Here is a 24,335-nt window from a genome sequence, read left to right on the forward strand (position 1 = left end):
ACCAGTTTGAGGAGAGCTTGCATGTCTGCAACCCGCACTGAATCCGACAGCTTCGGCCCGCTCGAGGTCCCTGCCGACAAGTATTGGGGCGCACAAACCCAACGCAGCATCATGAATTTTCCCATCGGTTGGGAAAAGCAGCCCGTGGCCATCGTGCGTGCGCTCGGCGTCATCAAGAAGGCCTGTGCGCAGGCCAATATCGAGCTTGGCAAGCTGGACGCGGAGCGCGGCGAAGCAATCGTGCAGGCTGCTGGCGAAGTGGTTGATGGCAAGCTCGACGACAACTTCCCGCTGGTCGTCTGGCAGACGGGATCCGGCACGCAATCGAACATGAACGCCAATGAAGTGATCGCGAACCGCGCAATCGAAATTCTGGGCGGCGAGATAGGGTCGAAAGATCCGGTCCACCCCAATGATCATTGCAACATGGGCCAGTCGTCCAACGATACTTTCCCAACCGCGATGCATATCGCCACGGCAATGACGGCGCGCGACGTTCTGCTGCCCGGTCTGGAAAAGCTGCACGCCGCGCTTCAGGCGAAGGTCAATGAATTCGACGGGATCATCAAGATCGGGCGTACACACACGCAAGATGCTACGCCTCTGACATTGAGCCAGGAGTTTTCAGGCTACACCCACCAGGTCGCTATGGGGATCGAGCGGGTCAAGGCTGCCCTGCCCCGCATCTACGAATTGGCACAAGGCGGCACAGCCGTCGGCACGGGGCTGAACACCTCGAAAGGCTGGGGCGAGAAGGTCGCGCAAAACATGGCAGAAATTACCGCTCTGCCGTTCGTGACCGCACCAAACAAGTTCGAGGCGCTTGCTGCGCATGATGCAATGGTCGAAATGTCGGGTGCGTTGAAGACCGTGGCCGCAAGCCTGTTCAAGATTGCCAATGACATCCGTCTGCTGGGCTCCGGCCCCCGCTGCGGTCTGGGGGAGTTGATCCTGCCGGAAAACGAGCCCGGTTCGTCGATCATGCCCGGCAAGGTCAACCCGACCCAGTGCGAGGCGCTGACGCAGGTCTGTGCACATGTCTTCGGCAACGACGCGGCTGTTGGTTTCGCGGGGAGCCAAGGGCATTTCGAGTTGAATGTCTACAAGCCGATGATGGCCTACAACGTTCTTCAGTCCATGCAACTTCTGGGCGATGCCTCGGCCGCATTCACAGATAACTGCGTCGTTGGCATCAGGGCGAACAAGGACCGGATCGAGAAACTGATGCGGGAGTCACTGATGCTGGTCACTGCTCTGGCCCCGACCATCGGCTACGACAACGCGACCACGGTCGCCAAAACCGCGCATAAGAACGGAACCACTTTGAAGGAAGAGGCGATTGCCCTAGGCTTCGTGGATGAGGCCACCTTCGATGAAGTCGTGCGTCCGGAAAACATGGTCGGGCCGAAGGACTAAGGCCTAAAGGGGCGGAGGCCGCTATGCGCTGGAAAGGTCGCAGAACCAGTTCGAACATCGAAGACCGTCGCGGACAACGCGGCGGAGGTGTCGGTCTGGCGGGCGGCGGACTTGGCCTGCTCGCCATTGTGCTGATGGGGGCATTTTTCGGGGTGGACATCTCGCCACTCCTGAACGGTACCAGCGACATGTCACAATCCTCCAAGCCCTCCGGCCCCAATGAGATCGACGACGCGGGCGAGGAATTCGTCGGCGTCGTTCTGGCGGATACCGAAGCAGTCTGGTCGGAAATCTTCGCCAATTCCGGCCTGGATTATGTGGATCCAACGCTGGTGCTTTACACCGGCGTTACCTCATCTGCCTGCGGCGGTGCACAATCGGCGATGGGGCCATTCTACTGTCCCAACGACCAGAAGGTCTATCTGGACATGGATTTCTTCCGGGTGATGGAACAGCAACTTGGTGCCGGGGGCGATTTCGCGAAAGCCTATGTTGTCGCGCATGAGATCGCTCACCACGTCCAGAATCAACTCGGAACCTTGAGCGAGGCCAATCAGGTTCGCGCACGCAGCTCAGACGTGGAATCAAACGCCTTGTCTGTCCGGATCGAATTGCAGGCCGACTGCTATGCCGGGGTCTGGGGACGCGCCGTAGACGAAAAATACGGGGCACTGGAAGGTGGCGACATTGACGAGGCATTGAACACCGCCGCGCGCATCGGCGACGACGCGTTGCAACAGGCCAGCCAAGGCGTCGTCGTGCCCGACAGCTTCACCCATGGCACGAGCGAGCAACGCCAGACGTGGTTCTATCGCGGCTACCAGTCAGGCGATCCCAACCAATGCGACACCTTCGGGGCGGATAGGCTGTGACGCGCAAAGTCGTCAGCCTGTCGAAAATCCGCAAGGCACGCGCCCGAAACGAGAAGCGCGCGACAGCCGATGCCAATGCGGTCAAATTCGGGCGCAGTAAAGCGAAGCGGGATTTGGACCACGCGCGCCAACGTCAATCCGAAGACCGGCTGGACGCGCATCGTAAAGACGACACGGAATGAACCGACGTCCCAAAAAGCACTCGCTATCGCTACGCGGCCACCAGACCAGCGTCACGTTGGAGGATGAATTCTGGACGGCGTTCAGGGACATCGCAAAAGAACAGGGGCAGCCCATCAACGCGCTTGCAGCACAGATCGACGCAAGCCGCGGCATGGATATGGGGCTGGCAACAGCGATCCGGCTGTTCGTGCTGGCCTATTTCCGCGATAAATGCGACTCCTTGTCGTCAGAGACGAGATAATAGACGAGCGACGCTTTGACGACCGCCATCGACCAGTTCCGCCTAACGGGGTTCACCCTGCCCTCCGATTTTCCGGTCACGCGCAAGCATGTGCGCCCACCGGAACGGCGCAGCGAGGAATATCTGAAGAATTACGACACACACACGTTATTCTACGATTGCGTGTATCAACCCACAAAGCGCAGGTATCTGTTCACGGCACCGCGCATGTTCAATTTATGGCCCGTTTTTCGCGATGCACTTCGGATCAACGGGCATCCAGCCCGCGTCCGGCGCAAGCGATTTCCGAAATATGAGCAGGCCGTCCTACTGGCCGATGAAGGCGAACTCCGCCTTTCGCTCGGTGGCACAGATCACCTGATCGAGACACGGCTTGACAGGTCAGACGACTTCGCGGGGCTGAACTGCATCGCCACGATGAACAAGAACAACCGGGTCGAGTGGATCACAGATTGGGCACGGTACTATGTGGCCAATCACCGGCTGCAAGGTGTCGTCATCTTCGACAATGGCTCCACCGATTACAACATCGACGATCTGCGGCAGGCCTTGGTATCGGTTGAGGGGCTTCAACGCGTGGCCGTCGTTTCAGCTGCCTTCCCTTATGGATCAAACGATCAGGGCACAGGATGGGAAATCCGCCCGAAATTCCTGCAACCCGCGCTGCTCAATCTTGCGCGGACGGAGATATTGTCCAAAGCCCGCGCTGTGTTGAATGTGGACATCGACGAACTGGTGATCGCGCGCGATGGCCGCTCTGTTTTCGACATCGCCGCCGGCCATCCAAACCTGCCTGTGAAGCTGCCGGGGCATTGGGCTTATCCTGCCGAGGGTACGGATGGGCCCGTGGGGCACGCCGCACACGTCTGGCGGGCTGATCCAAGCAAGCGATCCAACAAGAAATGGTGCGCAGTGCCCAGCGGTCTGATGAGCCGCATGGGCTGGTATGTGCATCACATTGGCGGTGAACTGTTCCGGTTCGCGAAAGAGCCGGAAGGGATGGAGGTCGTCCATTGTCGAGCGACCTCGACCGGTTGGAAGTCTACCGATGTGCGCTTTCGGCTACCGGGATCCATGCACAGGGACTTGGAACTTGAATCGATCATGGCACGAGACTTCAAGGCGACCACCTCATGACCCGAGAGCATTTTCAATGCACCCCGCTCCATGGCTATCGCATCCCGGATGACAGCGTGCTCCGTCGCGACCATGTGAGGCCGTTTGCCCGTCGCACCGAACATTACGAAAAACGCTATGACAGGCAGACACTTTACTATGACTGTGTCTATCTTGATGACACGCAGACTTATGTTTTCACGGCCCCTCGCTTCTTCAATCTTTGGGAACCGTTCCGAAGGGGCCTGATGGTCGATGACAAACCGGCAAGAAAGGTCCGGCGACAGGTCTTCGAAAAGGGAGAACAGATTGAGGTTAAAGCCACGAAAGGCACCTTAAGTCTACAATTTCTGGGAGTGGAGCATCCGGTTTCAGCCAGGGACAGCCTCGCTTCGCATTTCGACGGGCTGAACGCGCTGATGGCGGTGTCCAAGAACAACCGGCTGGACTGGATCGAGGATTGGGCGCGGTATCATATAGCTCAGCAGAATGTTCAGGCGATCACGATCATCGACAATGGGTCCACCGATTACGACGCCGAAGAGATTTTGGATCGTTTGGCGCTAATTGACGGTCTGAAGGCCGCCAATGTCTATTCTGCCCCCTTCCCCTACGGCCCGAATGATTCTCTGGAACGCGGCGAACACAGCCCGCGGTTTTTCCAAAGCTCGATGTTCAACTTGGCGCGTCGCGACGTCCTAGCAGGCAGTCGCGCAGTGCTGAGCGTAGATATCGACGAAATTGTCGTGTGTGACGGCGCAACCAGCGTGTTCGATCTCGCGGTCGAAAAGCCGAACCGCATGGTGAAGATCCATGGCGAATGGGCTTACCCCGCTCCCGATAGTCCGCTGCCAGCATCACAGGGCGCGCATCGCTGGCGATCCGACCCGGCGAAGCGTTGTCGCCAGAAGTGGTGCGCGACCCCCAACGGTTTCATGAGCCGGTTCGGTTTTGAGCCACACCGTGTCGGCGGGAAGATGGTGAAGCTGGTCAAGAAAACCGATCAGGCACACCTGATCCATTGCAGGGGAACATCCACGGGATGGAAGGACAAGCGCTTCGATATGCCCAAACTGAAACATGACCCGCAACTGGATGCGTTCATGGACGAACATTTTCCGGACAGGAGCCAATCATGACCATGGCCGCAACATCCGTCGTTTCCCTGACCGGCTTCATCCTGCCCGAGAGCGCTTCCTTGCGGCGTGACCATGTGCGTTCCGAAGACCGCAGAACCGAGCATTATCTGGAACGCTTCGACAGCACGACCTTGTTCTATGACTGCGTTTATCTGCAGGATGAAGGGGCCTATGTCTTTACGGCACCACGGTTTCTGAACCTGTGGAAACCCTTCACGGAGGGGCTGAAGATCGACGGACAGGCACCCAGACGCTTCAACCGGCGTACCTGGCTTAGATGTGAACAGGTCACGGTTCCCTCTGCGCGCGGTGAACTGACCCTCGACCTTGAAGGCAAAACCTATGCGCTGGCATCACGCACTGGCACGGCTGATGCCTTCGCCGGGCTGAACTGCCTGCTGGCGGTCAACAAGAACAACAAACTGAATTGGATTCGCGATTGGGCGGATTACTATGTCCGCGAACATGGGCTACAAGCCGTCGCGTTGTTCGATAACGGATCGACCGATTACACGCCCGAGGATATTGTCGAAACGCTGTCTGGCGTCAGCGGGCTTAGCGCCGTGCAAATCCATTCCGCCCCTTTCCCCTATGGTCCGACCGATCGTGGCGCACGCTTCGATGTCAGCCCCCGCTTCTTTCAATCGGCGATGCTGAACATCGCGCGCCGGGACGCGTTGTCGGCCGCACGCGCCGTGCTGAGTGTCGATATCGATGAGATAGTCCGCAAGCATGGGGATGCGTCGGTCTTTGATCTGGCCGCCAGACATCCGCTCGGTATGGTTACAGTGCACGGAAGCTGGGTATACCCGCCTGCCGATGTCGATGGCCCGGTGGACCAGGGCGTGCATGTCTACCGCCGTGTGCCCGACCGTAAGTGCAACCGCAAATGGTGTATGACGCCGGATGGTCTTATGAGTCGCTTTGGCTGGGCGGTTCACCAGATCGGTGGTGTTGCGCAGAACCTGTTTACCAACACCAGCAAAGTATCGCTCCTCCACTGCAAAGGCACTTCAACCGGATGGAAAAAAAAGCGGTTCGATATGCCCGAGAAGATCAAGAAAGATCCCGATCTCGTGGACTTCATGGCGAAAAACTTTCCCCTAGCCGAGGGCACCGAGTGAAGGGAAGGTTTCCAGAAGCCACCACGAAAAGCGCGTAAACGCACCAGTCGTCAGCGCCAGCCCGACAACGACCAACAGCGCCCCCATCATGCGCTCGATCAACCGCATATGCCGCTTGATCCGCTTCATCAGCCCCATCGCGCGATTCATGTAAAGCGCGACCAGTATGAAGGGTATGCCCAGCCCCGCCGCGTAGATCGCCAGCAGAAGGGTACCGCGCGTGATCGACGCTTCTGTCGCGGCAATGGACAGGATCGCGCCAAGCTGCGGCCCGATACAGGGTGTCCAGCCAAACGCGAAGGCGAGCCCCAGCACATAGGCACCAAGCGCCGACCCCCCCCGATCACCCGCATCAAGCCGCGCCTCGCGATCCAGGATCGGGATGCGGAACACGCCCAGGAAATGCAGTCCGAACACCAGAACGACGATCCCCGCGATCCTGGCAAACAGAACCTGGTTTTGCAGGAAAAATGCGCCGAAGACAGAGGCGGTGAACCCGAGAAACAGGAAGACCGTAGACAAGCCCAACACAAAGAACAGCGCCGGTAGCAGTGCGCTTTTACCTGGTGTTTCGTTCGAGCCCTGCATTTCGGCCACGGAGATGCCGCTCATATAGGCAAGATAGGGCGGAACGACGGGCAGCACGCAAGGCGACAGAAACGACAACATACCTGCGGCCAGCGCCACCAGCATGGACGGGATCAAGCCCGCATCAATGATCTCGAATCCGAACATGATGTCGGTTTAGCCCATCTTGCATGCAGCGTCATGGAGCGGATACTCACATTCACGTGCCATGATGTCAGGGGAATAAATGAACGCCGAATTCGAGATTGACGCAGTTGGCCTGCTCTGCCCGCTGCCCGTTCTGAAGTTGCGCAAAAGGCTGCAATCAGTGCCTGTTGGCACGACCCTTTGCCTGATCTCCGACGATCCGGCAGCCATAATCGACGTACCCCATTTCTGTGCAGAGAGTGGGAACGAACTGGCCGCGCAGGAGAGTTCCGGCGCGGCCCAGCGTTTTTTTGTCACGAAGCGTTAGCTACCAAAGGACCACCAGCCGCGTCGCTTCTGGCGCGCCGATTCTTTCGGCTCCTCGGTCTCCGACTCGTCAGTGGCCTTCGGTTCATCATCGCCGGAATGCGCCGTAGTTACGATCCGCATGGCCTCCAGAATACCACCCGAACGCGAGCTTTCTTCCGACTGCGCGGACGTTTCGTCCTGCGTGGGCTGTTCCTCTGTCAACGGCTTGGCCGAAACGGTTTCCGCATCGTCTTTTGCCGTTGCCGGTTCCTCGGCGGGTCGCTCCGTTTCCGGCGCTTCCACAGGCCGGGGATCGTGGTTTTCGGCCACCACTGGCTTCGCTGCCACTTCGTCCGACTGCTTGTTCGCTTCGACCGCTACAGCCGCATCCTCAGCCTTCTTGCGAGGCTTGCGTGTACGACGCCGCTTCTTCGGAGCGTCCGGTTCACCTTCCGCGACGGGCGCATCAGTATTGTCGACTGGCGCGTCCGTCTTCACAGGTTTGCCTTCAACCTTTTCCTCTGCATCTGGTTTCGATGTATCCGCGTCGGGTTCAGACGTGGCCTGATCCGTTGAAGCGTCGCTGCTTTCATTGCCGTTGTCTGATCCACCGCGACGGCGGCGACGGCGACGGCGGCGTTTCTTGGATTTGCCCTGATCTTCGCCATTGTCAGTGTTCGACGTTTCCGATGGCTCCTCGGGTTCCTCTGGCGCTTCCGGCAACGCAGCCATATCTACCGACACGACGGGTTCAGCCACCGCCTCCACTGCCCGTGTCGCGGTCTTAAAGCGATCAATGGTGAAGTCTGGGCTGACCAGCGACGGATCCGCCTCGATCCGCACGGCCATACCATATCGCGCTTCGATCTGCGCAACATGTTCACGCTTGTAGTTCATCAGGTAGTTGGCGATCCCCAGAGGGGCCTTTACCAGAATCTCGCGCGACCGGCGACGCACGCCCTCTTCTTCCAACTGCCGCAGGATCGACAATGCGAGGCTGTCATCCGAGCGGATCAGCCCTGTGCCGTGGCAATGGCTGCAAGGCTGCGTAGTCGCCTCGATCATGCCGGGGCGCAGACGCTGGCGCGACATTTCCAACAAGCCGAAACCGGAAATCTTGCCGACCTGGATACGGGCGCGATCGGTTCTGAGCTTGTCCTTGAACTTCTTCTCGACGGCCGCGTTGTTCTTGCGCTCTTCCATGTCGATGAAATCCACCACGATCAGGCCCGCGAGGTCGCGCAGACGCAGTTGGCGGGCGATTTCTTCGGCTGCTTCAAGGTTCGTCTTGAGCGCCGTGTCCTCGATGGAGCCTTCCTTCGTCGACTTGCCGGAGTTCACGTCAATCGCGACCAACGCTTCGGTCACGCCAATCACGATATAGCCACCCGACTTCAGTTTGACTGTCGGATTAAACATGCCCGCCAGGTAGCTTTCAACCTGATAACGCGCGAAGAGCGGCATCTGTTCGCCATACTGCTTCACGTTCTTGGCGTGCGAAGGCATGATCATCTTCATGAAGTCTTTCGCCGTGCGATATCCTTGCTCGCCTTCGACAAAGACCTCATCGATCTCGCGATTATAGAGGTCGCGAATCGAGCGTTTGATCAGATCGCCTTCTTCATAAATCTTAGCTGGCGCAACCGATTTTAGCGTCAGTTCGCGGATCTGTTCCCACAGGCGCTGTAGATATTCGTAGTCGCGCCGGATTTCCGCCTTGGTGCGCTTCGCGCCCGCCGTACGAATGATCAACCCCGCACCGCGGGGAACATTGATCTCCGTCGCGATCTGCTTGAGCTTCTTGCGATCGGCCGCGTTGGTGATCTTGCGGCTGATCCCGCCACCGCGTGCCGTGTTCGGCATCAGGACGCAGTAACGGCCCGCCAACGACAAGTATGTCGTCAGCGCAGCGCCTTTGTTGCCGCGTTCTTCCTTGACCACCTGCACCAAAAGAATCTGGCGAACCTTGATGACTTCCTGAATCTTGTAGCGGCGCGGCTTGGGTCGACGCTGCGGACGAATTTCTTCGACGGTGTCATCATCGGCAACCGACTCAATCGAATCGTCTTTGCCTTCCGACTGCTCATCATCGTTCCAGTCGTCTTTGGCAGCCGTATCGTCGCTCGTTACTTCGGGTTCGGCTTTGACGTCCTCGGCTGTCGCGTCTCCAGGCTTTGCCTGACCATCACCCGCCGCACCCGGGGCGTCGATTGGCTCGGCGAGTTCCGCTTCGCCCTGGGTAAGATCAACAACATCCATCCCCGGAATGGCATCCGCAGCATCCGCGACGGGCGCTGCATCATCTCCTTCCGGCGTGACGTCTTTCGTCTCGACCGCATCCGCCTGTTCCGTTTGCGCGGCTTTGGACCGTGAACGGGTACGGCGGCGGTGCTTGGGCTTTTCGCTTTCGTCCGCGTCTTCTTCTGCTTGTTTCTCGGCTTCGGCGTATTCTTCAGCCATCAGCGCTTCGCGATCAGCGACCGGAATCTGATAGTAGTCCGGGTGGATCTCCGAGAAGGCCAAGAAGCCGTGCCGGTTCCCACCGTAATCAACGAAGGCCGCCTGCAGCGAGGGTTCTACCCGCGTTACTTTTGCCAGATAGATATTTCCGGACAGTTGGCGGCGATTTTCGGATTCAAAGTCGAATTCCTCGACCTTGCTTCCATCGACCACGACGACGCGGGTTTCCTCCGCATGCGTGGCGTCAATGAGCATCTTTTTTGACATTTATTCTCTATATACGCACCAGCGCGCCCTGCCCGGCAGTCTGAAGCCGCACGCAGAACACGGGTGTCTGGTCTGGTCCGGGCACACAGGACAAATTGTTCCCTCCTGAGCGCAAGCGCCCCAGAGTGGATTGCAGTTTGTCTCTTGCGTCCCATCGGTTTGTCCTCGGTACCATCAAAGGCACCCAAAATTCGCCCGGCCAACCTTTCGGGGCGCGGACAGCTCGTTACCCTTGCGGGCATTTTCGTCTGAACCGGGTCGGCAGATTTGCCGAAACGACCGGCACCAGTGAAACTCGGGGCAGAAACAACTCTCTGCCATTAGGTCATTAAACCGCTACGTTCAGAAAATACAATGGCATTTCCGAGATTGATCACTTTTTAGAGATATTAGAGATAGTCGGCTCGCTGCAGCCCATATTTGGCCATTTTTTCGTTCAACGTGCGGCGCGGCAAACAAAGTTCTTCCATCACGCTTGCGATGGACCCACGGTGGCGGCGCATCGTGTTGTCGATCAGCATGCGTTCGAACGCCTCGACATATTCCTTCAGCGGCTTGCCTTCCTGCGTCAGGCTGGTCGGCACGGCTTCGTTGTCGGAGATCAGCAGCGATGTGATCGACCCCGATCCCTTCCTGCTTTGAAGCACAGCGCGTTCGGCGATGTTCTGCAACTGCCGAACGTTGCCCGGCCATGGTGCCTGCAGCATCTGCGCGGCCTCTTGGGCCGCGACCTTCGGCGCCTCGCAGCCGTATTCTTCGGCAAAGCTTTGTGTAAACGCACTGAATAGCGTCAGGATATCGTCGCCGCGCTTGCGCAAAGGCGGCACATTGATGCGCAGCCCCGCGATACGGTGAAACAGATCAGGGCGGATCACCTGCTCCAGACGCGAAGTCGGATCTTGCAGGTTCGACACCGCGATGATGCGCGGGGCTTCACCGTCCTTATCCTCATTGAGAGCAACCAGAAGCCGCGACTGCGCATCGGCGCTCAGCGCTTCGATGTCTTCCAGAATGAGCGTCCCCCCACGCGCTTCGATCAGTAGTGGCAGTTCACCGCCGCCCGTGCCGTCACCCAGCAGCCGGGTTGTCTGCACCTCCGGTTCGCCTGACGCGCAGAAGTGATGCATCACCGGCCGGTTCGCGCGCGGCCCCACGGCGTGGAGCGCATGCGCCACCAAGGTCTTGCCGGTCCCCGTCTCTCCTTCGATCAGCACATGTCCTTCGGCTTGCCCAACATCCAGAATGTCATCTCGCAACTGCGTCATGGACGGGCTGTCGCCCATTAACCTGCCCATTGCACCTGTACCGCTGGCCAATTCGTTGCGCAGTTCGCGGTTATCGAGTGTCTTGCGGCGGGCGTTACAGGCACGACCGACAATCTCTGCCATCTTTTCCGGATCGAAGGGTTTCTCGAGAAAGTCGAACGCCCCAACGCGCATGGCCTCGACGGCCATGGGCACATCGCCATGCCCTGTGATCAGCACGACCGGAAGCGCGCTGTCCAAATGCATGAGGCGCTTCAAAAACGCCATGCCGTCCATTTCGGGCATCTTGATGTCGGTCACCACAATGCCCTCGAAACCGGGCTTGATGACGGCCAGCGCTTCTTTTGCGCTGGCGAAAGCTTGGGTCTGGAACCCCGACAGGGACAGCCACTGACTGATGGACTGCCGCATGTCCAACTCGTCATCCACGATCGCGATTTTTATATCTTGTGCCATTCTGCTCACTCCGCAGCCAACCCCTCTTCTCCGAACAGGGGAAGCTGTATTTCAAAAACTGCACCGCCACCATCAGGGCGGTTCCGGGCGGTCATGCGACCGCCCATATCCGATACGATCCCGCTGGATATCGCCAGTCCGAGCCCCACCCCGTCGCCAGGCGCCTTGGTGGTGTAGAAGGGCTCGAACAGCGACTCCAGATCCTTGATGCCTTCGCCATTGTCGCGCACCGTCAGTGTCGCGGTGTTGCCCAAGGCGATGATGACGTCGATCTCGGGAGTGTCCACGCCGCGCGTCGCATCAGTCGCGTTGCGCAACAAGTTGATGATGACCTGCTCCAGACGGATACGATCCCCGGTTACCGGAACCGCCGTGTCGGGCTGGCTGCGTCCGATCAGAATTCCGCGCTGTCTGATCTGGGGCTCCATCATCGCGATGGAGGAACTCACCGCATCGCGCAGGTCTATCCGTTCAAACCCGTCACTGCCCTTGCGCGCATAGGTCTTCAACTGCTGCGTAATAGCACCCATCCGATCAATCAGGTCATTGATACGCTGTAAAGAGGACAAGGATTCATCTGTGCGCTTGCGTTGCAGCAACAAGCGCGACCCGGCCAGATACGTCTTCATCGCTGCCAAAGGCTGGTTCAATTCATGGCTGACCCCCGCCGCCATTTCACCCAACGCCGCAAGTTTCGAATGCTGTGCCAGAGACTGTTCGGCCACTTCGAGGTTTTTCTCGGCCTTCTGACGTTCCGCGATTTCGTGCTGCAACATGGCGTTCAGTTTGCGCAGTTCGCTGGATTCGCGCTCGAACATCGCCGATCTGCGGTTTGCCATGCGGGACATGACGTAGAACAGCCCCGCCATCAGAACGGCAAAGCCCATAACCTCGATTGCCAGAACCGTATTCACGCGCTGACGCACGGAGTCGAACGTTGTGTAACTGATCAGCCGCCAACCCTGAAACGGGATGCGTGTCTCACTGCGCATCATCGCTTCACCACTGATATAAGCGTCCTCGGACTGATCTCCCCATTCCGGTCGCACGTTGAGAGCACGCTGGATCACGTTTTCCGGCGGTTTAGCCTGCAGCGCCTGGTCTTCGGTCAATCCGCGCCAAGCGGGTTCCGTAGACAAAACGATCAATCCTTCACTATCCGTCACCACGATCTTTTCGGTTACTCCGGCCCAGCTCTGCTCGTATTTCTGCAAGCCTACTTCGACGACGATCACACCCACAAAGGCGCCGTCATGCTCGACCTTGCGCGAATACAGAAACTGCGTCCGGCCCAATTCGTTCCCGCACGGTTGTGAAAACCGTGTCATTTGACCGCAGGGCAGACACGAAATAAGGCGCTTGCCTGTGAAGACTGCCAAGCTCGGATCGTTCGCTTGACGCTACGGTCCGTCCATCGCGGTCCAGCAATTGCAACCGCGCCGCGCCTATTTCATTGCGGTAATTTATCAGGCGCTGAGAGCTGTGACATGTGCGTCCGTAGACAGCGCGTTGATGAGCAGCGGATCCCGCGACAGAAGCTGCGGCACGATGGCATGCCGGCGCATTTCCGACACCAGATTACCGGAAAACAACGCAAGACGCACCTCTGAACGGGTTCGCGTGGAGGCGGTGTAGCGTTCGGTCAGTATCTGATTGGTCGTCCATATCACCGCCCCTGCCACAAGGAACAGCGCAAAGACGGCGAGCCGAATTCTCCACAGAAAATCCGGCAGAACACTCTGTTTCTGGATGTCCGTCGGCTCAGCCATGCAGCGAAACTACCCTGAATCCGAAGCGCATGGACAGGATTTTCCGAAAGACGCTCAGGCGGCCACCACTTGACTGGCAAGCGTTTCGAACATCGCTACGCCATCCGTACCACCATGCACGACATCCACGGCACGTTCCGGATGCGGCATCATGCCCAACACACGACGGTTTTCGGACAGGACGCCGGCGATGCGATCGACCGACCCGTTGACCTCTCCAGCGTAGCGGAACGCGATGCGATCTTCGCCCTGCAGCTGCGCCAGCCCATCCGCGTCGATATTATAGTTGCCATCGTGATGCGCCACGGGAACGGTGATGCGGTCACCCTTGGCGTAGCCTCCGGTGAAGGCGCTATCGCTAGTCGACACCTCAAGTTCCACGGGCTTGCAAACGAACTTTATGCCACCGTTGCGCATCAAGGCTCCGGGAAGCAGGCCGGTCTCGGTCAGCACCTGAAACCCGTTGCAAACGCCGAGCGCGTATCCGCCCTTCCCGACGAAATCCACCAGTGCCTTCGAAATCGGCGAACGTCCGGCAATCGCCCCGCAGCGCAGATAGTCACCAAAGGAAAAGCCACCCGGCACGCCGACGATGTCGATATCGCCCGGCAGACTGGTTTCCTTGTGCCAGACCATGATCGGCTCGATGCCCGAGATGTTACGAAACGCCACCGCAAGATCGCGGTCACAGTTGGATCCGGGAAAGACGAGAACAGCGGCGCGCATCAGGCGATCTCGACGCTGTAGCTTTCGATCACCGTATTGGCGAGCAGCTTTTCGCACATCTCGCCAACCCGGGCCCTGGCAGCATCCGCATCCGTTTCCGCCAGATCCAACTCGATCACTTTGCCCTGCCGAACACCGTCGACACCGCCAAAGCCCAAGGACCCGAGCGCATGGCGGATCGCCTCTCCCTGAGGGTCAAGGACACCGGATTTCAGCATGACATGCACGCGCGCTTTCATGGATCGGCCTTTCAGTTGATGAGCGTCGGTTTGGTCATTTGCGTGGCATTCCTGGGCAGAACGCCCAGCCGTCGTGCGACCTCTGTGTATGCGTCGGCGAGGTTGCCCAGATCATGCCGGAACACGTCCTTGTCGAGTTTCTGGTTCGTCTTCACGTCCCAAAGGCGGCAGCTGTCAGGGCTGATCTCGTCGGCAATGATCAAACGCTGGAAATCACCGTCATAGATCCTGCCGATCTCGATCTTGAAGTCTATCAGGCGGATCCCAACGGCATGGAACACACCGGTCAGAAAGTCATTCACCCTCAGTGCAAGCGCGACCATGTCGTCAAGATCCTGCTGGCTGGCCCAGCCGAAGGCGATGATATGCTCTTCCGTGACCAGCGGATCACCCAACTTATCGTCCTTGTAGCAAAACTCCACGATCGGGCGTGGCAGCGGCGTGCCTTCCTCGATACCCAGACGCTTGGACAATGATCCCGCCGCACGATTGCGCACGATCACTTCCAACGGCACGATTTCTACAGCGCGGATCAGTTGTTCGCGCATATTGATACGCTTGATGAAATGCGTCGGAACGCCTGCCGAGGCCAGCCCATCCATGAAGAACTCGGACAAGCGGTTGTTCAGCACGCCCTTGCCTTCGATGACATCCTTCTTCTCGGCGTTGAAAGCGGTCGCGTCATCCTTGAAGTACTGGACCAGCGTGCCCGGCTCCGGGCCTTCATAGAGGATCTTGGCCTTGCCTTCATAGACCTTCTTGCGACGTGCCATGGGGACTCCTATGGGGACGGGCGCTGCATCGGGCGCGCCTGAATTCCTGCGCCATATATGCCATGCGCGCCAGTGTCGCAAGCGACCCTTGAACCCTTGCCCCGGGTTCTGCCAACACCCATAAACTATAATAAGATAGTTCAGGAGAATGCAGCATGACAACGTTTGATGATCGCGAACAGGCTTTCGAGGCCAAATTCGCCCATGACGAGGAAATGAAGTTCCGTGCCGAAGCACGCCGCAATAAACTGCTGGGGCTCTGGGCCGCTGAAATGCTGGGCAAAACCGGTGCCGACGTCGACGCCTATGTGCGCGAGGTGATGAAATCCGATTTCGCCGAAGCGGGATACGAAGACGTCGTACGCAAGGTATCCGAAGATCTGGGCGCACGTGCGGACGATGCCGCTGTGCGGGCCAAACTGGAAGAACTTCTGCTGGTCGCGAAAGCGCAACTCGTCGAAGAAATCTGATCAACCGGCTTCGCGCTTACGGGCGCGGAGCCAATCTCCTCAAAACAGTGACATTTGATTGCCACGCCGCAAAGGCGGCGCGAACAGATCGATCCGCAGTGGCGGCAGTTTCCTGTCCAGGCCCAATCTTTTCGCGGCGAGTTTGAAGCGCTTTGCAATCAGATCCGCATGCGGCCCGGCACCCCGCATCCGCTGCCCCCACTGTGGATCATAGTCCTTCCCGCCCTGCATTTCCCGCACACGGTTCATGACATGCGCGGCACGGTCGGGAAAATGATCATCCAGCCATTCCGTGAAGAGCGGTGCGACTTCCAGGGGCAGGCGCAAAGTGATGTAGCTTGCCGCGACAGCGCCCGCGTCCCTGCCCGCTTTCAGAACGGCCTCGATCTCGTGATCGGTCAGGCCGGGAACCACCGGTGACATCATGATCCGGGTCTGGATGCCTGCCGCGCTCAGCCGTTCTATCATGCGCAGACGTCGCTTCGGGCCGGGCACCCGTGGCTCCATGCGGCGCGCAACGTCCGTATTCAGCGTCGTGAGCGACACCCCCACCCGTGTCAGCCCCTGCGCCGCCAACTCCGACAGAATGTCGATGTCACGTTCGATCAACGCGCCCTTCGTCACAATCCCGACCGGATGCTGAAAATCACGTAGAAGCGACAGAATTTGACGCATGATTCCAAAGTCGCGCTCTATCGGCTGATAGGGATCCGTATTGGTGCCGATCGCAATCGTAGCGGGTCTATATGATTTCCGGCGAAGCTCACGATCCAGAACTTTTGCCGCATCCGGGCGCGCCACCAGCCTGGTTTCGAAATCCAGCCCGGGCGACAAACCCAGATAGGCATGTGTTGGACGCGCAAAACAGTAAACGCAGCCATGCTCGCACCCTCGGTAGGGATTTATGGACCGGTCAAACGGAATATCGGGCGAGGTGTTGCGTGACAGAACGGAACGCGGCGTTTCAATCGCAACTTCGGTTCGAAGCACGCTTGCGTCATGGGGAATATCCCAGCCATCATCCATTGCCTCGCGCGCGTGCCGCTCATACCGACCGACCAGATTCGACCCGGCACCGCGCCCGCGCAACTTCGTTCCCGGCGAAATATTTCGATCATCCGATTCCATGCGGGAAAAATAGAACAAAATACGAACATTTGCTAGTGTGCTCAGGTTGCAAGCACGCTTCATCGGTGGCGCTTGTAATGCGCGATCCTCCTCCCCATCCTTAAAGACGGAGGTTGTTTATGCCGTTAGACCGTCTTGTTCTTATTCTGATAGTCGTCATTGCTGCGGCTGGTTTGACTGTAGGCATCGGCTTGTGGGTGCTTTCAGCGTTCGAGTTTCCCGGTATTGCGGGCCTTGTGGCAGTTCCTTTTATGCTTCTTGCCTATATCCTGTGGCGCCTTGTGTATGAACGCCTGACCAATAACGAGAATCGCCGCTATGACGACATCGAGCACTGACATGCCGATCGCGACAACAGACACGATTCCAGAACGCGAGATTGGTGAAACGCTCGACCTGGTGCGCGGTTCGAGACCTCGACCATCGCGTAGGCAAGCCAGTGAAGTCGTCGCCTACGGCACAGCGGTCAAACTGGCGCTCGGAACCTGACGATCAGGCCGACGCTGTATCTGCAGCTAGGGATCGGATACGTTCCACCATGGCCCGCAAGCCGTTCGAACGTTGCGCCGACAAATGGTCATGCAGGCCAAGACGCGCCAATTCGGCAGGTGCATCCACCGCCGTCACTTGCCGAACACTCAACCCCGAATAGAGCGCGTGCAGCACCGCGATCAGCCCCCGCACGATCATCGCATCGCTGTCGCCCTGAAAATCGAAGCGGGCCTGCGCGCCCTGCCCTTCGATGATGGGACGAATCCAGACCTGGCTTGCACAGCCATCCACCTTCGTGGCGGGGACACGGAAGGCATCGTCCAGCGGCGGCATAGCCTTACCCAGTTCGATTACATGACGATACCGGTCTTCCCAGTCATCGAGAAACTCGAACGTCTCGGCGATATCTTCAAATGCTTCGCTGGCCATCGCAATCTCCTTACAGGAGGGAGGTAATCCGACCGCACCCAAAGGTCCAGAGCATGCCAAGGCTTTCCATCGCGCTTTCTTTGGGCTAGCACCGTGTGGAACAAAGAGGACGACAATGCGCACAACCGGTTTGCTTCTTGTGACTGCCATCGCACTGGCAGGATGTTCCGCTCTCAATCCCCGCAACTGGTTCGACCGCCAAGAGGTGGTGACCCTCGCCCCTGAAGGCGGCTACGTGCCCGTTGCAGTCGATGGGCGGCCCTTGGTGGATCAAGTGGCCACAGTAAATGTTGAACGCACGCCCGGCGGAGTGATCGTCCGCGCAACCGGCGTGCCACCGACGCAGGAATACTGGGACGCAGAGCTGGTGCAGATCGAGACACCTGATCTACCCGCCTCGACCATCCGCTACGAGTTCCGCCTGCGCGGCCCCATTGGCCCTGCGAATGTCGGATCAGTGCCGTCGCGCGAAATCGAGGTCGGCAAGTTCATCAGCAACCCCGATCTCGCTGGCGTATCGACGATCACCGTGACGGGCGCACGCAACGCGGTAAGTCGGTCTCGTTAAAGCGCCACGATACGGACCTTTCCGCCCTTTGCTGCCAAAGCGATACCGCCGTCACACATCTTGAGCGCGGTATCGCCGAATACCTCGGCCCGCCAGCCCCGCAACGCGGGAAGGTCGCGTTCCCCGGCCGAAATCGCGTCAAGATCCGCGGAAGAAGCGATCATCTTTTGTGCCACGCCCGATTCTTCGGCCTTCGCCTTCAGTAGCACCCGAAGCAAATCGGCAAGCGCCGGATTGACCTGAAGCTTCTCGCGACTGCGGTCGGGCTTGGGAGCGTCCTCAGGTTCAACGGCCATGCCTGCTGAAACCGCCGCCAGGATACCTTCCGCAATCTCACCCTTGCGTGCCTCTCGCAACAACAGGCGCGAGCGCCCCAGATCCTTTTCATTTCGCGGTTTTGTCGAGGCCAGTTCCAGCAGCGCATCATCTTTATAGACGCGGCTGCGCGGCACGTTACGTTCCTGGGCATAGGCTTCGCGGAACTCCGCCAGCTTCTGCACAACTGCCATGAACTTGCCCGATTGCGTCCGCGTTTTCACACGCTTCCACGCATCTTCAGGCCGCACAACATAGGTCTCAGGGCTTAGCAGGGTTTCGATCTCTTCTTCGACCCATTTGCGCCGGCCCGATTTCTTCAGTTGCGCATCGAGATATTCATAAATCTGGCGCAGATGCGTCACATCCGCCAGCGCGTAGGATTTTTGGGCATCGGTCAGCGGGCGGCGGCTCCAATCCGTGAAGCGGGAGGATTTGTCCACCTGATCCTTGCAGATCTTCTTGACCAGCGTCTCGTAACCAACCTGTTCACCAAAGCCACATACCATTGCCGCGACCTGCGTATCAAACAGCGGTGTTGGCAGCACAGCGCCATCGAAGAAGAAGATCTCCAGATCCTGCCGTGCCGCGTGGAAGACCTTTACGACCGACGTATCGCGGAACAGATCGTAGAGCGGTTCCAGCGACACATCGCCCTCGATCGGATCGATCAGAACGGCATTCTCCTCGCCCTCGCCCGCGAACGCCATCTGGATCAGGCAAAGCTTGGAATAGTAGGTCCGCTCTCGAAGGAACTCCGTGTCGATGGTCACATAGGGATGCCTGCGCGCCTCTTGGCAAAATACATCCAGCTCTGCGGTCGTCAGGAGTGTCTTCATGCGAGTCCGTTCTTCAGAATACGTTTCAGGTCGATATGTCATTCGCTTGTAGCGGAACTACCCACAGAGGAACAGAGGCGCTAAGGCATCAACAGAAGGCTGCGGTCGCCTTCGGCAAAACGGCGCAGAACCGCCGGATACAGCTTGTGTTCCCATTCCAGAACACGGGCGGCCAGCGTTTCCGGCGTGTCCTTGTCTTCGACTTTGATCCGCGCCTGCCCCAGCAATGGCCCGCCGTCCAGCTCTGCTGTTACCTCATGCACGGAGCAGCCATGTTCCGCATCGCCTGCTTCCAGCGCACGCGCATGGGTATGCAACCCCCGATACTTGGGCAGAAGCGACGGGTGGATGTTCAGCATCCGGCCAGCCCAACGGTCGATGAACACAGGGGTCAGTACGCGCATGAAACCGGCCATGCAGATGATGTCCGGATCGACCTGTTCCAGCGTCCGGTTCAAGTCCCGCTCGAATGCCGCGCGATCCTGACCGAAGGGGCGATGATCCACCAGCGCCGTATCAATCCCCATCTCTTCGGCCTTCGCCAACCCGCCGGCGTTGGGACGGTTGGACACCACCAGCGCGGGCCGCGCAGGATGATCCCCGGTCATGCTTTGGGCCAGCGACACCATGTTGGATCCGCCACCCGAGATCAGAAGAGCAACGCGTTTGGTCACGCAAGCGTCCCTGTATAGCTCACACCTTCCCCTTCGGTCACGCGGCCGATGGTATAGACGGTCTCGCCAGCCTCGCGCAGCACCTTCGTAATATCGTCAACACGGTCGGCTGCAACGATCACCGCCATGCCAATACCACTGTTGAAGGTCTTCAAAAGCTCGGATTGCTCCATCCCAGCCGCATCAGCGAGCCAGCGGAACACGGGCGGCAGCGACCAGGCGGAGAGATCGATCTCGATTCCTTGCCCTTCACCCAGAACACGCGGCAGGTTTTCGGTCAGACCGCCACCAGTGATATGGGCCAGCGCATGCACGCCGCCTGCTTGGATCGCAGCCAGAACCTGCGTAACGTAAAGCCGCGTGGGAGTCAGAAGCTGCTCGCCCAGCGTACCATAGCCAAAAGGCGCAGGCGACGCCCAGGTCAGCCCCTCGAGCTCTGCCACCTTCCGCACTAGCGAGAATCCGTTCGAATGCACGCCGTCCGAGGCCAATCCGAGCACCACATCGCCAACGCTGACATTCGCGGGCAGATGACGACCCCGTTCCATTGCACCCACGGCAAAACCAGCCAGATCGAAGTCACCCGCGTCATACATGCCCGGCATTTCCGCGGTTTCGCCACCGATCAATGCACATCCGCTGCGTTTGCACCCGTCCGCGATACCTTCGACGACACGGGCCGCCGCTTCTGTTTCCAACGCGCCGGTCGCAAAATAGTCCAGGAAAAAGAGCGGCTCAGCCCCCTGACACACCAGATCGTTCACGCACATGGCGACCAGATCGATCCCCACCCCGTCAACATGACCTGTATCAATCGCGATCCGCAGCTTCGTTCCCACACCATCTGTCGCGGCAACCAGAACCGGGTCCGTGTAACCCGCAGCCTTCAGGTCAAACAGCGCCCCGAAACCACCCAGTCCGGACATGACGCCCGGACGTCTGGTCGCTGCGGCGGCAGGCTTGATCCGTTCGACCAGCGCATTGCCAGCATCGATATCCACGCCCGCATCCGCATAGGTCAGGCCGTTCGTCTTGCTCGCCATGGGGCACTCCTCGTCAATGATTGCGGACCTGCTAGAGGATTTGCCTGCTCAGGGCAATCCGGCACGCCCGGTCGTTTCGGCGGATTCGGGACATCCGATGAGTGCCCGATCACTCAATATGCAAAAAAGGCCCGCGACAGAGGCGGGCCTTTTCGAAATTCGCAGTCGACAACCGGACCGACTTAACGCTTCGAGAACTGGAAGCTACGACGGGCTTTCGCGCGGCCGTATTTCTTACGCTCAACGACACGGCTGTCGCGGGTCAGGAAGCCAGCGGCTTTCAGTGCACCACGCAGGCTCGGATCGTAAAGCTGAAGCGCTTTCGAGATACCGTGCTTGACCGCGCCCGCCTGACCGGACAGACCGCCGCCCTTGACGGTGGCTTTAACGTCGAACTGGTCTTCAACACCTGCAACGGTGAACGGCTGACGCAGGATCATCTGCAGAACCGGACGTGCGAAATAGGTGTTCAGCTCTTTGCCATTAACGATAACTTTGCCAGAGCCCGGCTTGATCCAGACACGTGCAACTGCGTCTTTACGCTTGCCGGTGGCGTAGGAACGGCCCAGCTCGTCACGAACGGGTTCGCGGTTGATGTTTTCCTCGGCGACGACGGCTTCGGACCCGGAAACCGCCCCTTTGAGGTCCTCAAGGGAATTGATTTGTTCGGCCATAATCAGCTCCGGGTGTTCTTCGAGTTCATGGATTTGACATCCAGCACTTCCGGCGACTGAGCCTCATGCGGATGTTCGGCGCCGGCGTAGACGCGCAGATTGGTCATCTGCTGGCGGCTCAGGCGGTTGCCCGGCAGCATGCGCTGGACGGCTTTCTCGACAACGCGCTCTGGATGCGCACCTTCGAGGATCTTGCCGGCGGTGGTGGACTTGATGCCACCCGGATGGCCGGTGTGGCGGTAGTAGGTTTTTTCCGCGCGCTTCTTGCCCGTCAACTGGATTTTGTCAGCATTTATGACGATCACATTGTCACCCATATCCATGGACGGGGTGAAGCTGGCCTTGTGCTTGCCGCGCAGACGCATGGCGACGATCGAAGCAAGACGACCCAGAACCACGCCCTCGGCGTCGATCAGAATCCATTTCTTGTCGATGTCAGCCGGAGTGGCTGTAAAGGTTTTCATGTCATTGACCCTTTGTGGTGGGTTTGGGCTCATGCCCGAAATCGGATTGCGCGGTTTTACCGAAACCTGAGGAATGTTCAACACTAAAAGACTTGAATTTATACATTGCAAACAGGCACTTAAAATTAAGGTATTAAAATACCCCATCAATCGACGTGTATCGCACTAAAAAGGGCGGCCAAGCCGCCCCTTCATTCCCCGTAACAGGATAAGTCAGCGCCGCTTGCGACGCGCAGCGATCCCAAGCCCGCCCAGACCCGCAAGCAGCAACGGCAAACCCGCAGGCAGCGGTACCGGCGTGGTCGCCGTCAGGTCACCAAGATCACCCGAGAAGTTGGCGATATGAAGTTGACCGTTATGCTGGCGGATCGACGCGGCCAGCAAACTGCCATCGATATCGGAATTGACATGTACTTGCGCAAAGGGCGCAATCACCGTGCCAAGTACGTTGGTCATAATATCAAGCTGGCCCGTGAACTCATAAAAGTTCCACAGGATGCTGGACGCGATTGACCGCTTTTCTGCTTCGCCGCCGAACAAGCCCGCATGGTGGGCCGAAAAGCTCGACAACGCGGCATCACCAGAGACGTTAACGATGATCTGGTCAGCACCGCCGAGATCATCGACGAAAAACGTGTTATTGGCCGACGCCAGATCCGCAAAGGATACATTGTAAACCGATATTCCGCCGCTGGCCGGGGCTGTATCGAAATGTAGCGTCTTCTTCTCGGCAGGTTCGCTATCGCGGGCCGTGTAGCCGCCCATCGCGCCCAGGGATTGGACTGCATGGTCTATCTCGGAAAAATCAATCTCGGGGAAACGATCCGCAAAGGCAGCACCCTGCACCGATTGGTTGGAGTGGTTATTCCCGAAATTGTTGTGCCCCGAATAGGCACCGCCGATATACCCGTCGCCGCCATTCTGGACTTCGAGGTGGTCAGACATTGCGCCGCCAATCACGACGTTTTCGCCGCTAAAGCTTTTGACTTGATTGCCAACGCTTCCTTTGACGACCAGCGTGTTGCCGCCGCCAACAGAAGGCGCAAGCAGATCCGCACGGCTACCGAAGCTGGTCGCGCCATTGGACAGGTTGCCGCCCACATAGCCGCGCCCCTGCGTGTGGCTTTGGGCTTGCCAATCACCTTTCGAGATGCCGTTGAATTCAGTGATAAGCTCTTGCAAAGATAGAGATGACGCCTGTGCGGAGAACGCGCTCAACGCAAAGACTGCAGACAGACCAAGGATCTTCAACATAGGAAACACACCTGAACACTTAATACACGAAGCCCAGATCCGGCCTCAATTCCTAGCCTCGATACACGGGTTTACGCTACGGCTCAATAGACTTCCCTTTGCACCCGCAGCAAGGCGCAATGAGATACTGTTCTCAGCGCCCCTCAAACGCAGGTTTGCGCTTTTCCAAGAACGCAACAACCCCTTCGTTGAAATCCCGGGTCTTGCCGCATTTACCTTGCAGCTTCGCCTCCAGCAGCAACTGATCCTCGAACCGATTGTCGAAGCTTTGCCGCAGCGCCTGCTTGGTCAGGGAATAGGCCTCCGTCGGGCCTTCGGCCAGTTGTGTAGCACGTTTGGCGACGTGGGCTTCGAAATCCTCATCGGCAACCGCCTCCCAGATCATGCCCCAGTCAGCGGCCTGACGTGCAGACACGGGTTCGGCAAAAAGTGCGGCCCCCATCGCGCGAGGAAATCCGACCTGTCGTGGCAGCCAATATGTACCACCCGCATCCGGGATCAGCCCGATGCGACTGAAAGCTTGCAAGAATACCGCCCGCTTCGCGGCGATCACCACATCCGCTGCGAGTGCCAGATTGGCCCCCGCCCCGGCCGCAGTACCATTCACAGCGGCAATCACCGGCACCCTGCATTCATAAAGCGCGTTCAACATCGGTACGTACTCGTCCCGCAGCGTACGCTCCAGATCTAGGCTCGCCGCATTACCCGCGGCGCCCAGATCCTGCCCCGAGCAGAAGGCATCGCCCGCCCCGGTCAAAACCAGCACCCGCGCCTTGTCCTGCAAATTCTTGATCGCTTGCGTGATCTCGAAACGCATCTGCGTGCTCAACGCGTTGCGAACCTCGGGACGGTTCAGCACGATACGCGCGACGCCATTGTCCATTTCGGTCCGGATGGTTTCAAAGCTCATGCAACT

26 protein-coding genes and 1 pseudogene are annotated in these 24,335 nt (G+C 58.6%); 11 read left to right on the top strand and 16 right to left on the bottom strand.

Annotated elements, in window-relative coordinates:
• Window positions 1-21: 21 nt before the first annotated feature.
• The 7 genes from fumC to FPZ52_RS05730 are packed head-to-tail and all read left to right on the top strand — an operon-like array spanning window position 22 to window position 6,091.
• A complete protein-coding gene (gene fumC / locus FPZ52_RS05700; RefSeq protein ID WP_146364543.1) occupies window positions 22-1,416 on the top strand; it encodes a class II fumarate hydratase in 1,395 nt (464 codons plus the stop codon).
• Between the two features lie 23 nt (window positions 1,417-1,439).
• Complete coding sequence (ypfJ, locus tag FPZ52_RS05705) at window positions 1,440-2,288, top strand: KPN_02809 family neutral zinc metallopeptidase (protein ID WP_146364545.1); 849 nt, start codon at window positions 1,440-1,442, stop codon at window positions 2,286-2,288.
• A complete protein-coding gene (locus tag FPZ52_RS05710; protein ID WP_146364547.1) occupies window positions 2,285-2,470 on the top strand; it encodes a DUF4169 family protein in 186 nt (61 codons plus the stop codon). Before ypfJ ends, FPZ52_RS05710 begins: the two co-directional genes overlap by 4 nt.
• The gene (locus tag FPZ52_RS05715) at window positions 2,467-2,712 is read left to right on the top strand and encodes a ribbon-helix-helix domain-containing protein (protein WP_146364549.1); all 246 of its coding nucleotides are present in this window, start codon (window positions 2,467-2,469) and stop codon (window positions 2,710-2,712) included. Before FPZ52_RS05710 ends, FPZ52_RS05715 begins: the two co-directional genes overlap by 4 nt.
• A gap of 15 nt (window positions 2,713-2,727) precedes the next feature.
• Window positions 2,728-3,849, top strand: a complete 1,122-nt coding sequence (locus FPZ52_RS05720; protein WP_146364551.1) for a hypothetical protein — start codon at window positions 2,728-2,730, stop codon at window positions 3,847-3,849.
• Window positions 3,846-4,967, top strand: coding sequence for a hypothetical protein (locus FPZ52_RS05725; RefSeq protein ID WP_146364553.1), 1,122 nt, complete (start codon window positions 3,846-3,848; stop codon window positions 4,965-4,967). Before FPZ52_RS05720 ends, FPZ52_RS05725 begins: the two co-directional genes overlap by 4 nt.
• Entirely contained in the window at window positions 4,964-6,091 is a 1,128-nt protein-coding gene (locus FPZ52_RS05730) for a hypothetical protein (protein ID WP_146364555.1), read from the top strand. The genes FPZ52_RS05725 and FPZ52_RS05730 overlap by 4 nt, the downstream gene beginning before the upstream one ends.
• Here FPZ52_RS05730 and FPZ52_RS05735 read toward each other — a convergent pair.
• On the bottom strand, window positions 6,071-6,826 hold the full coding sequence (locus FPZ52_RS05735) for a cytochrome c biogenesis CcdA family protein (protein WP_146364557.1): 756 nt from the start codon (window positions 6,824-6,826) through the stop codon (window positions 6,071-6,073). The two genes, FPZ52_RS05730 and FPZ52_RS05735, sit on opposite strands and share 21 nt — an antisense overlap.
• A gap of 79 nt (window positions 6,827-6,905) precedes the next feature.
• Between FPZ52_RS05735 and FPZ52_RS05740 the strand changes: the two genes are divergently transcribed.
• Window positions 6,906-7,133: a sulfurtransferase TusA family protein gene (locus FPZ52_RS05740; RefSeq protein WP_146364559.1), complete on the top strand. Its 228-nt coding sequence runs from the start codon at window positions 6,906-6,908 to the stop codon at window positions 7,131-7,133.
• Here FPZ52_RS05740 and FPZ52_RS05745 read toward each other — a convergent pair.
• The 6 genes and pseudogenes from FPZ52_RS05745 to purC form a co-directional block, all read right to left on the bottom strand.
• Window positions 7,130-9,841 carry an Rne/Rng family ribonuclease gene (locus FPZ52_RS05745; RefSeq protein WP_146364562.1) on the bottom strand — a complete coding sequence of 904 codons (2,712 nt, stop codon included), beginning with the start codon at window positions 9,839-9,841 and terminating at the stop codon, window positions 7,130-7,132. The two genes, FPZ52_RS05740 and FPZ52_RS05745, sit on opposite strands and share 4 nt — an antisense overlap.
• A 389-nt stretch (window positions 9,842-10,230) precedes the next feature.
• Window positions 10,231-11,562, bottom strand: a complete 1,332-nt coding sequence (locus FPZ52_RS05750; RefSeq protein ID WP_146364564.1) for a sigma-54-dependent transcriptional regulator — start codon at window positions 11,560-11,562, stop codon at window positions 10,231-10,233.
• A gap of 5 nt (window positions 11,563-11,567) precedes the next feature.
• Window positions 11,568-13,331, bottom strand: a pseudogene (locus FPZ52_RS05755) (sensor histidine kinase).
• A gap of 54 nt (window positions 13,332-13,385) precedes the next feature.
• Window positions 13,386-14,057, bottom strand: coding sequence for a phosphoribosylformylglycinamidine synthase subunit PurQ (gene purQ / locus FPZ52_RS05760; protein ID WP_146364566.1), 672 nt, complete (start codon window positions 14,055-14,057; stop codon window positions 13,386-13,388).
• Window positions 14,057-14,296 (bottom strand): phosphoribosylformylglycinamidine synthase subunit PurS, encoded by a 240-nt coding sequence (purS, locus tag FPZ52_RS05765; protein ID WP_146364567.1) that lies wholly within the window; start codon window positions 14,294-14,296, stop codon window positions 14,057-14,059. Before purS ends, purQ begins: the two co-directional genes overlap by 1 nt.
• Before the next feature lie 11 nt (window positions 14,297-14,307).
• Complete coding sequence (gene purC / locus FPZ52_RS05770) at window positions 14,308-15,069, bottom strand: phosphoribosylaminoimidazolesuccinocarboxamide synthase (protein ID WP_146364569.1); 762 nt, start codon at window positions 15,067-15,069, stop codon at window positions 14,308-14,310.
• A gap of 155 nt (window positions 15,070-15,224) precedes the next feature.
• On the opposite strand from purC, the gene FPZ52_RS05775 reads away from it, so the two are divergent.
• The gene (locus tag FPZ52_RS05775) at window positions 15,225-15,539 is read left to right on the top strand and encodes a DUF1476 domain-containing protein (protein ID WP_146364570.1); all 315 of its coding nucleotides are present in this window, start codon (window positions 15,225-15,227) and stop codon (window positions 15,537-15,539) included.
• A gap of 39 nt (window positions 15,540-15,578) precedes the next feature.
• On the opposite strand, the gene FPZ52_RS05780 is transcribed toward FPZ52_RS05775, so the two are convergent.
• Complete coding sequence (locus tag FPZ52_RS05780; protein WP_146365673.1) at window positions 15,579-16,667, bottom strand: PA0069 family radical SAM protein; 1,089 nt, start codon at window positions 16,665-16,667, stop codon at window positions 15,579-15,581.
• Between the two features lie 119 nt (window positions 16,668-16,786).
• Here FPZ52_RS05780 and FPZ52_RS05785 point away from each other — a divergent pair, with 119 nt between their 5' ends.
• Window positions 16,787-17,005, top strand: a complete 219-nt coding sequence (locus tag FPZ52_RS05785; protein WP_146364571.1) for a hypothetical protein — start codon at window positions 16,787-16,789, stop codon at window positions 17,003-17,005.
• 154 nt (window positions 17,006-17,159) lie between these two features.
• Here the strand turns inward: FPZ52_RS05785 and FPZ52_RS05790 are convergent, their stop codons facing one another.
• Window positions 17,160-17,588: a SufE family protein gene (locus tag FPZ52_RS05790; protein ID WP_146364572.1), complete on the bottom strand. Its 429-nt coding sequence runs from the start codon at window positions 17,586-17,588 to the stop codon at window positions 17,160-17,162.
• A 115-nt stretch (window positions 17,589-17,703) separates the two neighbouring features.
• Here FPZ52_RS05790 and FPZ52_RS05795 point away from each other — a divergent pair, with 115 nt between their 5' ends.
• Entirely contained in the window at window positions 17,704-18,156 is a 453-nt protein-coding gene (locus tag FPZ52_RS05795; RefSeq protein ID WP_146364573.1) for a hypothetical protein, read from the top strand.
• Here the strand turns inward: FPZ52_RS05795 and rnd are convergent.
• The 7 genes from rnd to FPZ52_RS05830 form a co-directional block, all read right to left on the bottom strand.
• The gene (gene rnd, locus FPZ52_RS05800) at window positions 18,153-19,310 is read right to left on the bottom strand and encodes a ribonuclease D (RefSeq protein WP_146364574.1); all 1,158 of its coding nucleotides are present in this window, start codon (window positions 19,308-19,310) and stop codon (window positions 18,153-18,155) included. The genes FPZ52_RS05795 and rnd overlap by 4 nt on opposite strands.
• 80 nt (window positions 19,311-19,390) lie before the next feature.
• Complete coding sequence (purN, locus tag FPZ52_RS05805; protein WP_146364575.1) at window positions 19,391-19,984, bottom strand: phosphoribosylglycinamide formyltransferase; 594 nt, start codon at window positions 19,982-19,984, stop codon at window positions 19,391-19,393.
• The gene (purM, locus tag FPZ52_RS05810; protein WP_146364576.1) at window positions 19,981-21,027 is read right to left on the bottom strand and encodes a phosphoribosylformylglycinamidine cyclo-ligase; all 1,047 of its coding nucleotides are present in this window, start codon (window positions 21,025-21,027) and stop codon (window positions 19,981-19,983) included. Before purM ends, purN begins: the two co-directional genes overlap by 4 nt.
• Window positions 21,028-21,209: 182 nt before the next feature.
• Window positions 21,210-21,701 (bottom strand): 30S ribosomal protein S9, encoded by a 492-nt coding sequence (rpsI, locus tag FPZ52_RS05815; RefSeq protein WP_146364577.1) that lies wholly within the window; start codon window positions 21,699-21,701, stop codon window positions 21,210-21,212.
• Between the two features lie 2 nt (window positions 21,702-21,703).
• Window positions 21,704-22,165 (bottom strand): 50S ribosomal protein L13, encoded by a 462-nt coding sequence (gene rplM / locus FPZ52_RS05820; RefSeq protein ID WP_146364578.1) that lies wholly within the window; start codon window positions 22,163-22,165, stop codon window positions 21,704-21,706.
• Between the two features lie 213 nt (window positions 22,166-22,378).
• Entirely contained in the window at window positions 22,379-23,419 is a 1,041-nt protein-coding gene (locus tag FPZ52_RS05825; RefSeq protein WP_146365674.1) for a collagen-binding domain-containing protein, read from the bottom strand.
• A gap of 133 nt (window positions 23,420-23,552) precedes the next feature.
• Window positions 23,553-24,329, bottom strand: a complete 777-nt coding sequence (locus FPZ52_RS05830; protein ID WP_146364579.1) for an enoyl-CoA hydratase-related protein — start codon at window positions 24,327-24,329, stop codon at window positions 23,553-23,555.
• Window positions 24,330-24,335 lie beyond the last annotated feature (6 nt).

Source organism: Qingshengfaniella alkalisoli (genome assembly GCF_007855645.1).
In the GTDB taxonomy this organism is placed as follows: domain Bacteria; phylum Pseudomonadota; class Alphaproteobacteria; order Rhodobacterales; family Rhodobacteraceae; genus Qingshengfaniella; species Qingshengfaniella alkalisoli.

Bases quoted from the DNA above. Each gene is read 5' to 3' on its own strand.
- FPZ52_RS05735 (WP_146364557.1), bottom strand. From the start codon at position 6,826: ATGTTCGGATTCGAGATCATTGATGCGGGCTTGATCCCGTCCATGCTG.
- purS (WP_146364567.1), bottom strand. From the start codon at position 14,296: ATGAAAGCGCGCGTGCATGTCATGCTGAAATCCGGTGTCCTTGACCCT.
- FPZ52_RS05725 (WP_146364553.1), top strand. From the start codon at position 3,846: ATGACCCGAGAGCATTTTCAATGCACCCCGCTCCATGGCTATCGCATC.
- rpsI (WP_146364577.1), bottom strand. From the start codon at position 21,701: ATGGCCGAACAAATCAATTCCCTTGAGGACCTCAAAGGGGCGGTTTCC.
- FPZ52_RS05745 (WP_146364562.1), bottom strand. From the start codon at position 9,841: ATGTCAAAAAAGATGCTCATTGACGCCACGCATGCGGAGGAAACCCGC.
- purC (WP_146364569.1), bottom strand. From the start codon at position 15,069: ATGGCACGTCGCAAGAAGGTCTATGAAGGCAAGGCCAAGATCCTCTAT.
- FPZ52_RS05825 (WP_146365674.1), bottom strand. From the start codon at position 23,419: ATGTTGAAGATCCTTGGTCTGTCTGCAGTCTTTGCGTTGAGCGCGTTC.
- fumC (WP_146364543.1), top strand. From the start codon at position 22: ATGTCTGCAACCCGCACTGAATCCGACAGCTTCGGCCCGCTCGAGGTC.
- FPZ52_RS05790 (WP_146364572.1), bottom strand. From the start codon at position 17,588: ATGGCCAGCGAAGCATTTGAAGATATCGCCGAGACGTTCGAGTTTCTC.
- FPZ52_RS05795 (WP_146364573.1), top strand. From the start codon at position 17,704: ATGCGCACAACCGGTTTGCTTCTTGTGACTGCCATCGCACTGGCAGGA.
- FPZ52_RS05780 (WP_146365673.1), bottom strand. From the start codon at position 16,667: ATGGAATCGGATGATCGAAATATTTCGCCGGGAACGAAGTTGCGCGGG.
- FPZ52_RS05750 (WP_146364564.1), bottom strand. From the start codon at position 11,562: ATGGCACAAGATATAAAAATCGCGATCGTGGATGACGAGTTGGACATG.
- ypfJ (WP_146364545.1), top strand. From the start codon at position 1,440: ATGCGCTGGAAAGGTCGCAGAACCAGTTCGAACATCGAAGACCGTCGC.
- FPZ52_RS05740 (WP_146364559.1), top strand. From the start codon at position 6,906: ATGAACGCCGAATTCGAGATTGACGCAGTTGGCCTGCTCTGCCCGCTG.
- rplM (WP_146364578.1), bottom strand. From the start codon at position 22,165: ATGAAAACCTTTACAGCCACTCCGGCTGACATCGACAAGAAATGGATT.
- purM (WP_146364576.1), bottom strand. From the start codon at position 21,027: ATGGCGAGCAAGACGAACGGCCTGACCTATGCGGATGCGGGCGTGGAT.
- FPZ52_RS05775 (WP_146364570.1), top strand. From the start codon at position 15,225: ATGACAACGTTTGATGATCGCGAACAGGCTTTCGAGGCCAAATTCGCC.
- FPZ52_RS05830 (WP_146364579.1), bottom strand. From the start codon at position 24,329: ATGAGCTTTGAAACCATCCGGACCGAAATGGACAATGGCGTCGCGCGT.
- FPZ52_RS05730 (WP_146364555.1), top strand. From the start codon at position 4,964: ATGACCATGGCCGCAACATCCGTCGTTTCCCTGACCGGCTTCATCCTG.
- rnd (WP_146364574.1), bottom strand. From the start codon at position 19,310: ATGAAGACACTCCTGACGACCGCAGAGCTGGATGTATTTTGCCAAGAG.
- FPZ52_RS05715 (WP_146364549.1), top strand. From the start codon at position 2,467: ATGAACCGACGTCCCAAAAAGCACTCGCTATCGCTACGCGGCCACCAG.
- purQ (WP_146364566.1), bottom strand. From the start codon at position 14,057: ATGCGCGCCGCTGTTCTCGTCTTTCCCGGATCCAACTGTGACCGCGAT.
- FPZ52_RS05785 (WP_146364571.1), top strand. From the start codon at position 16,787: ATGCCGTTAGACCGTCTTGTTCTTATTCTGATAGTCGTCATTGCTGCG.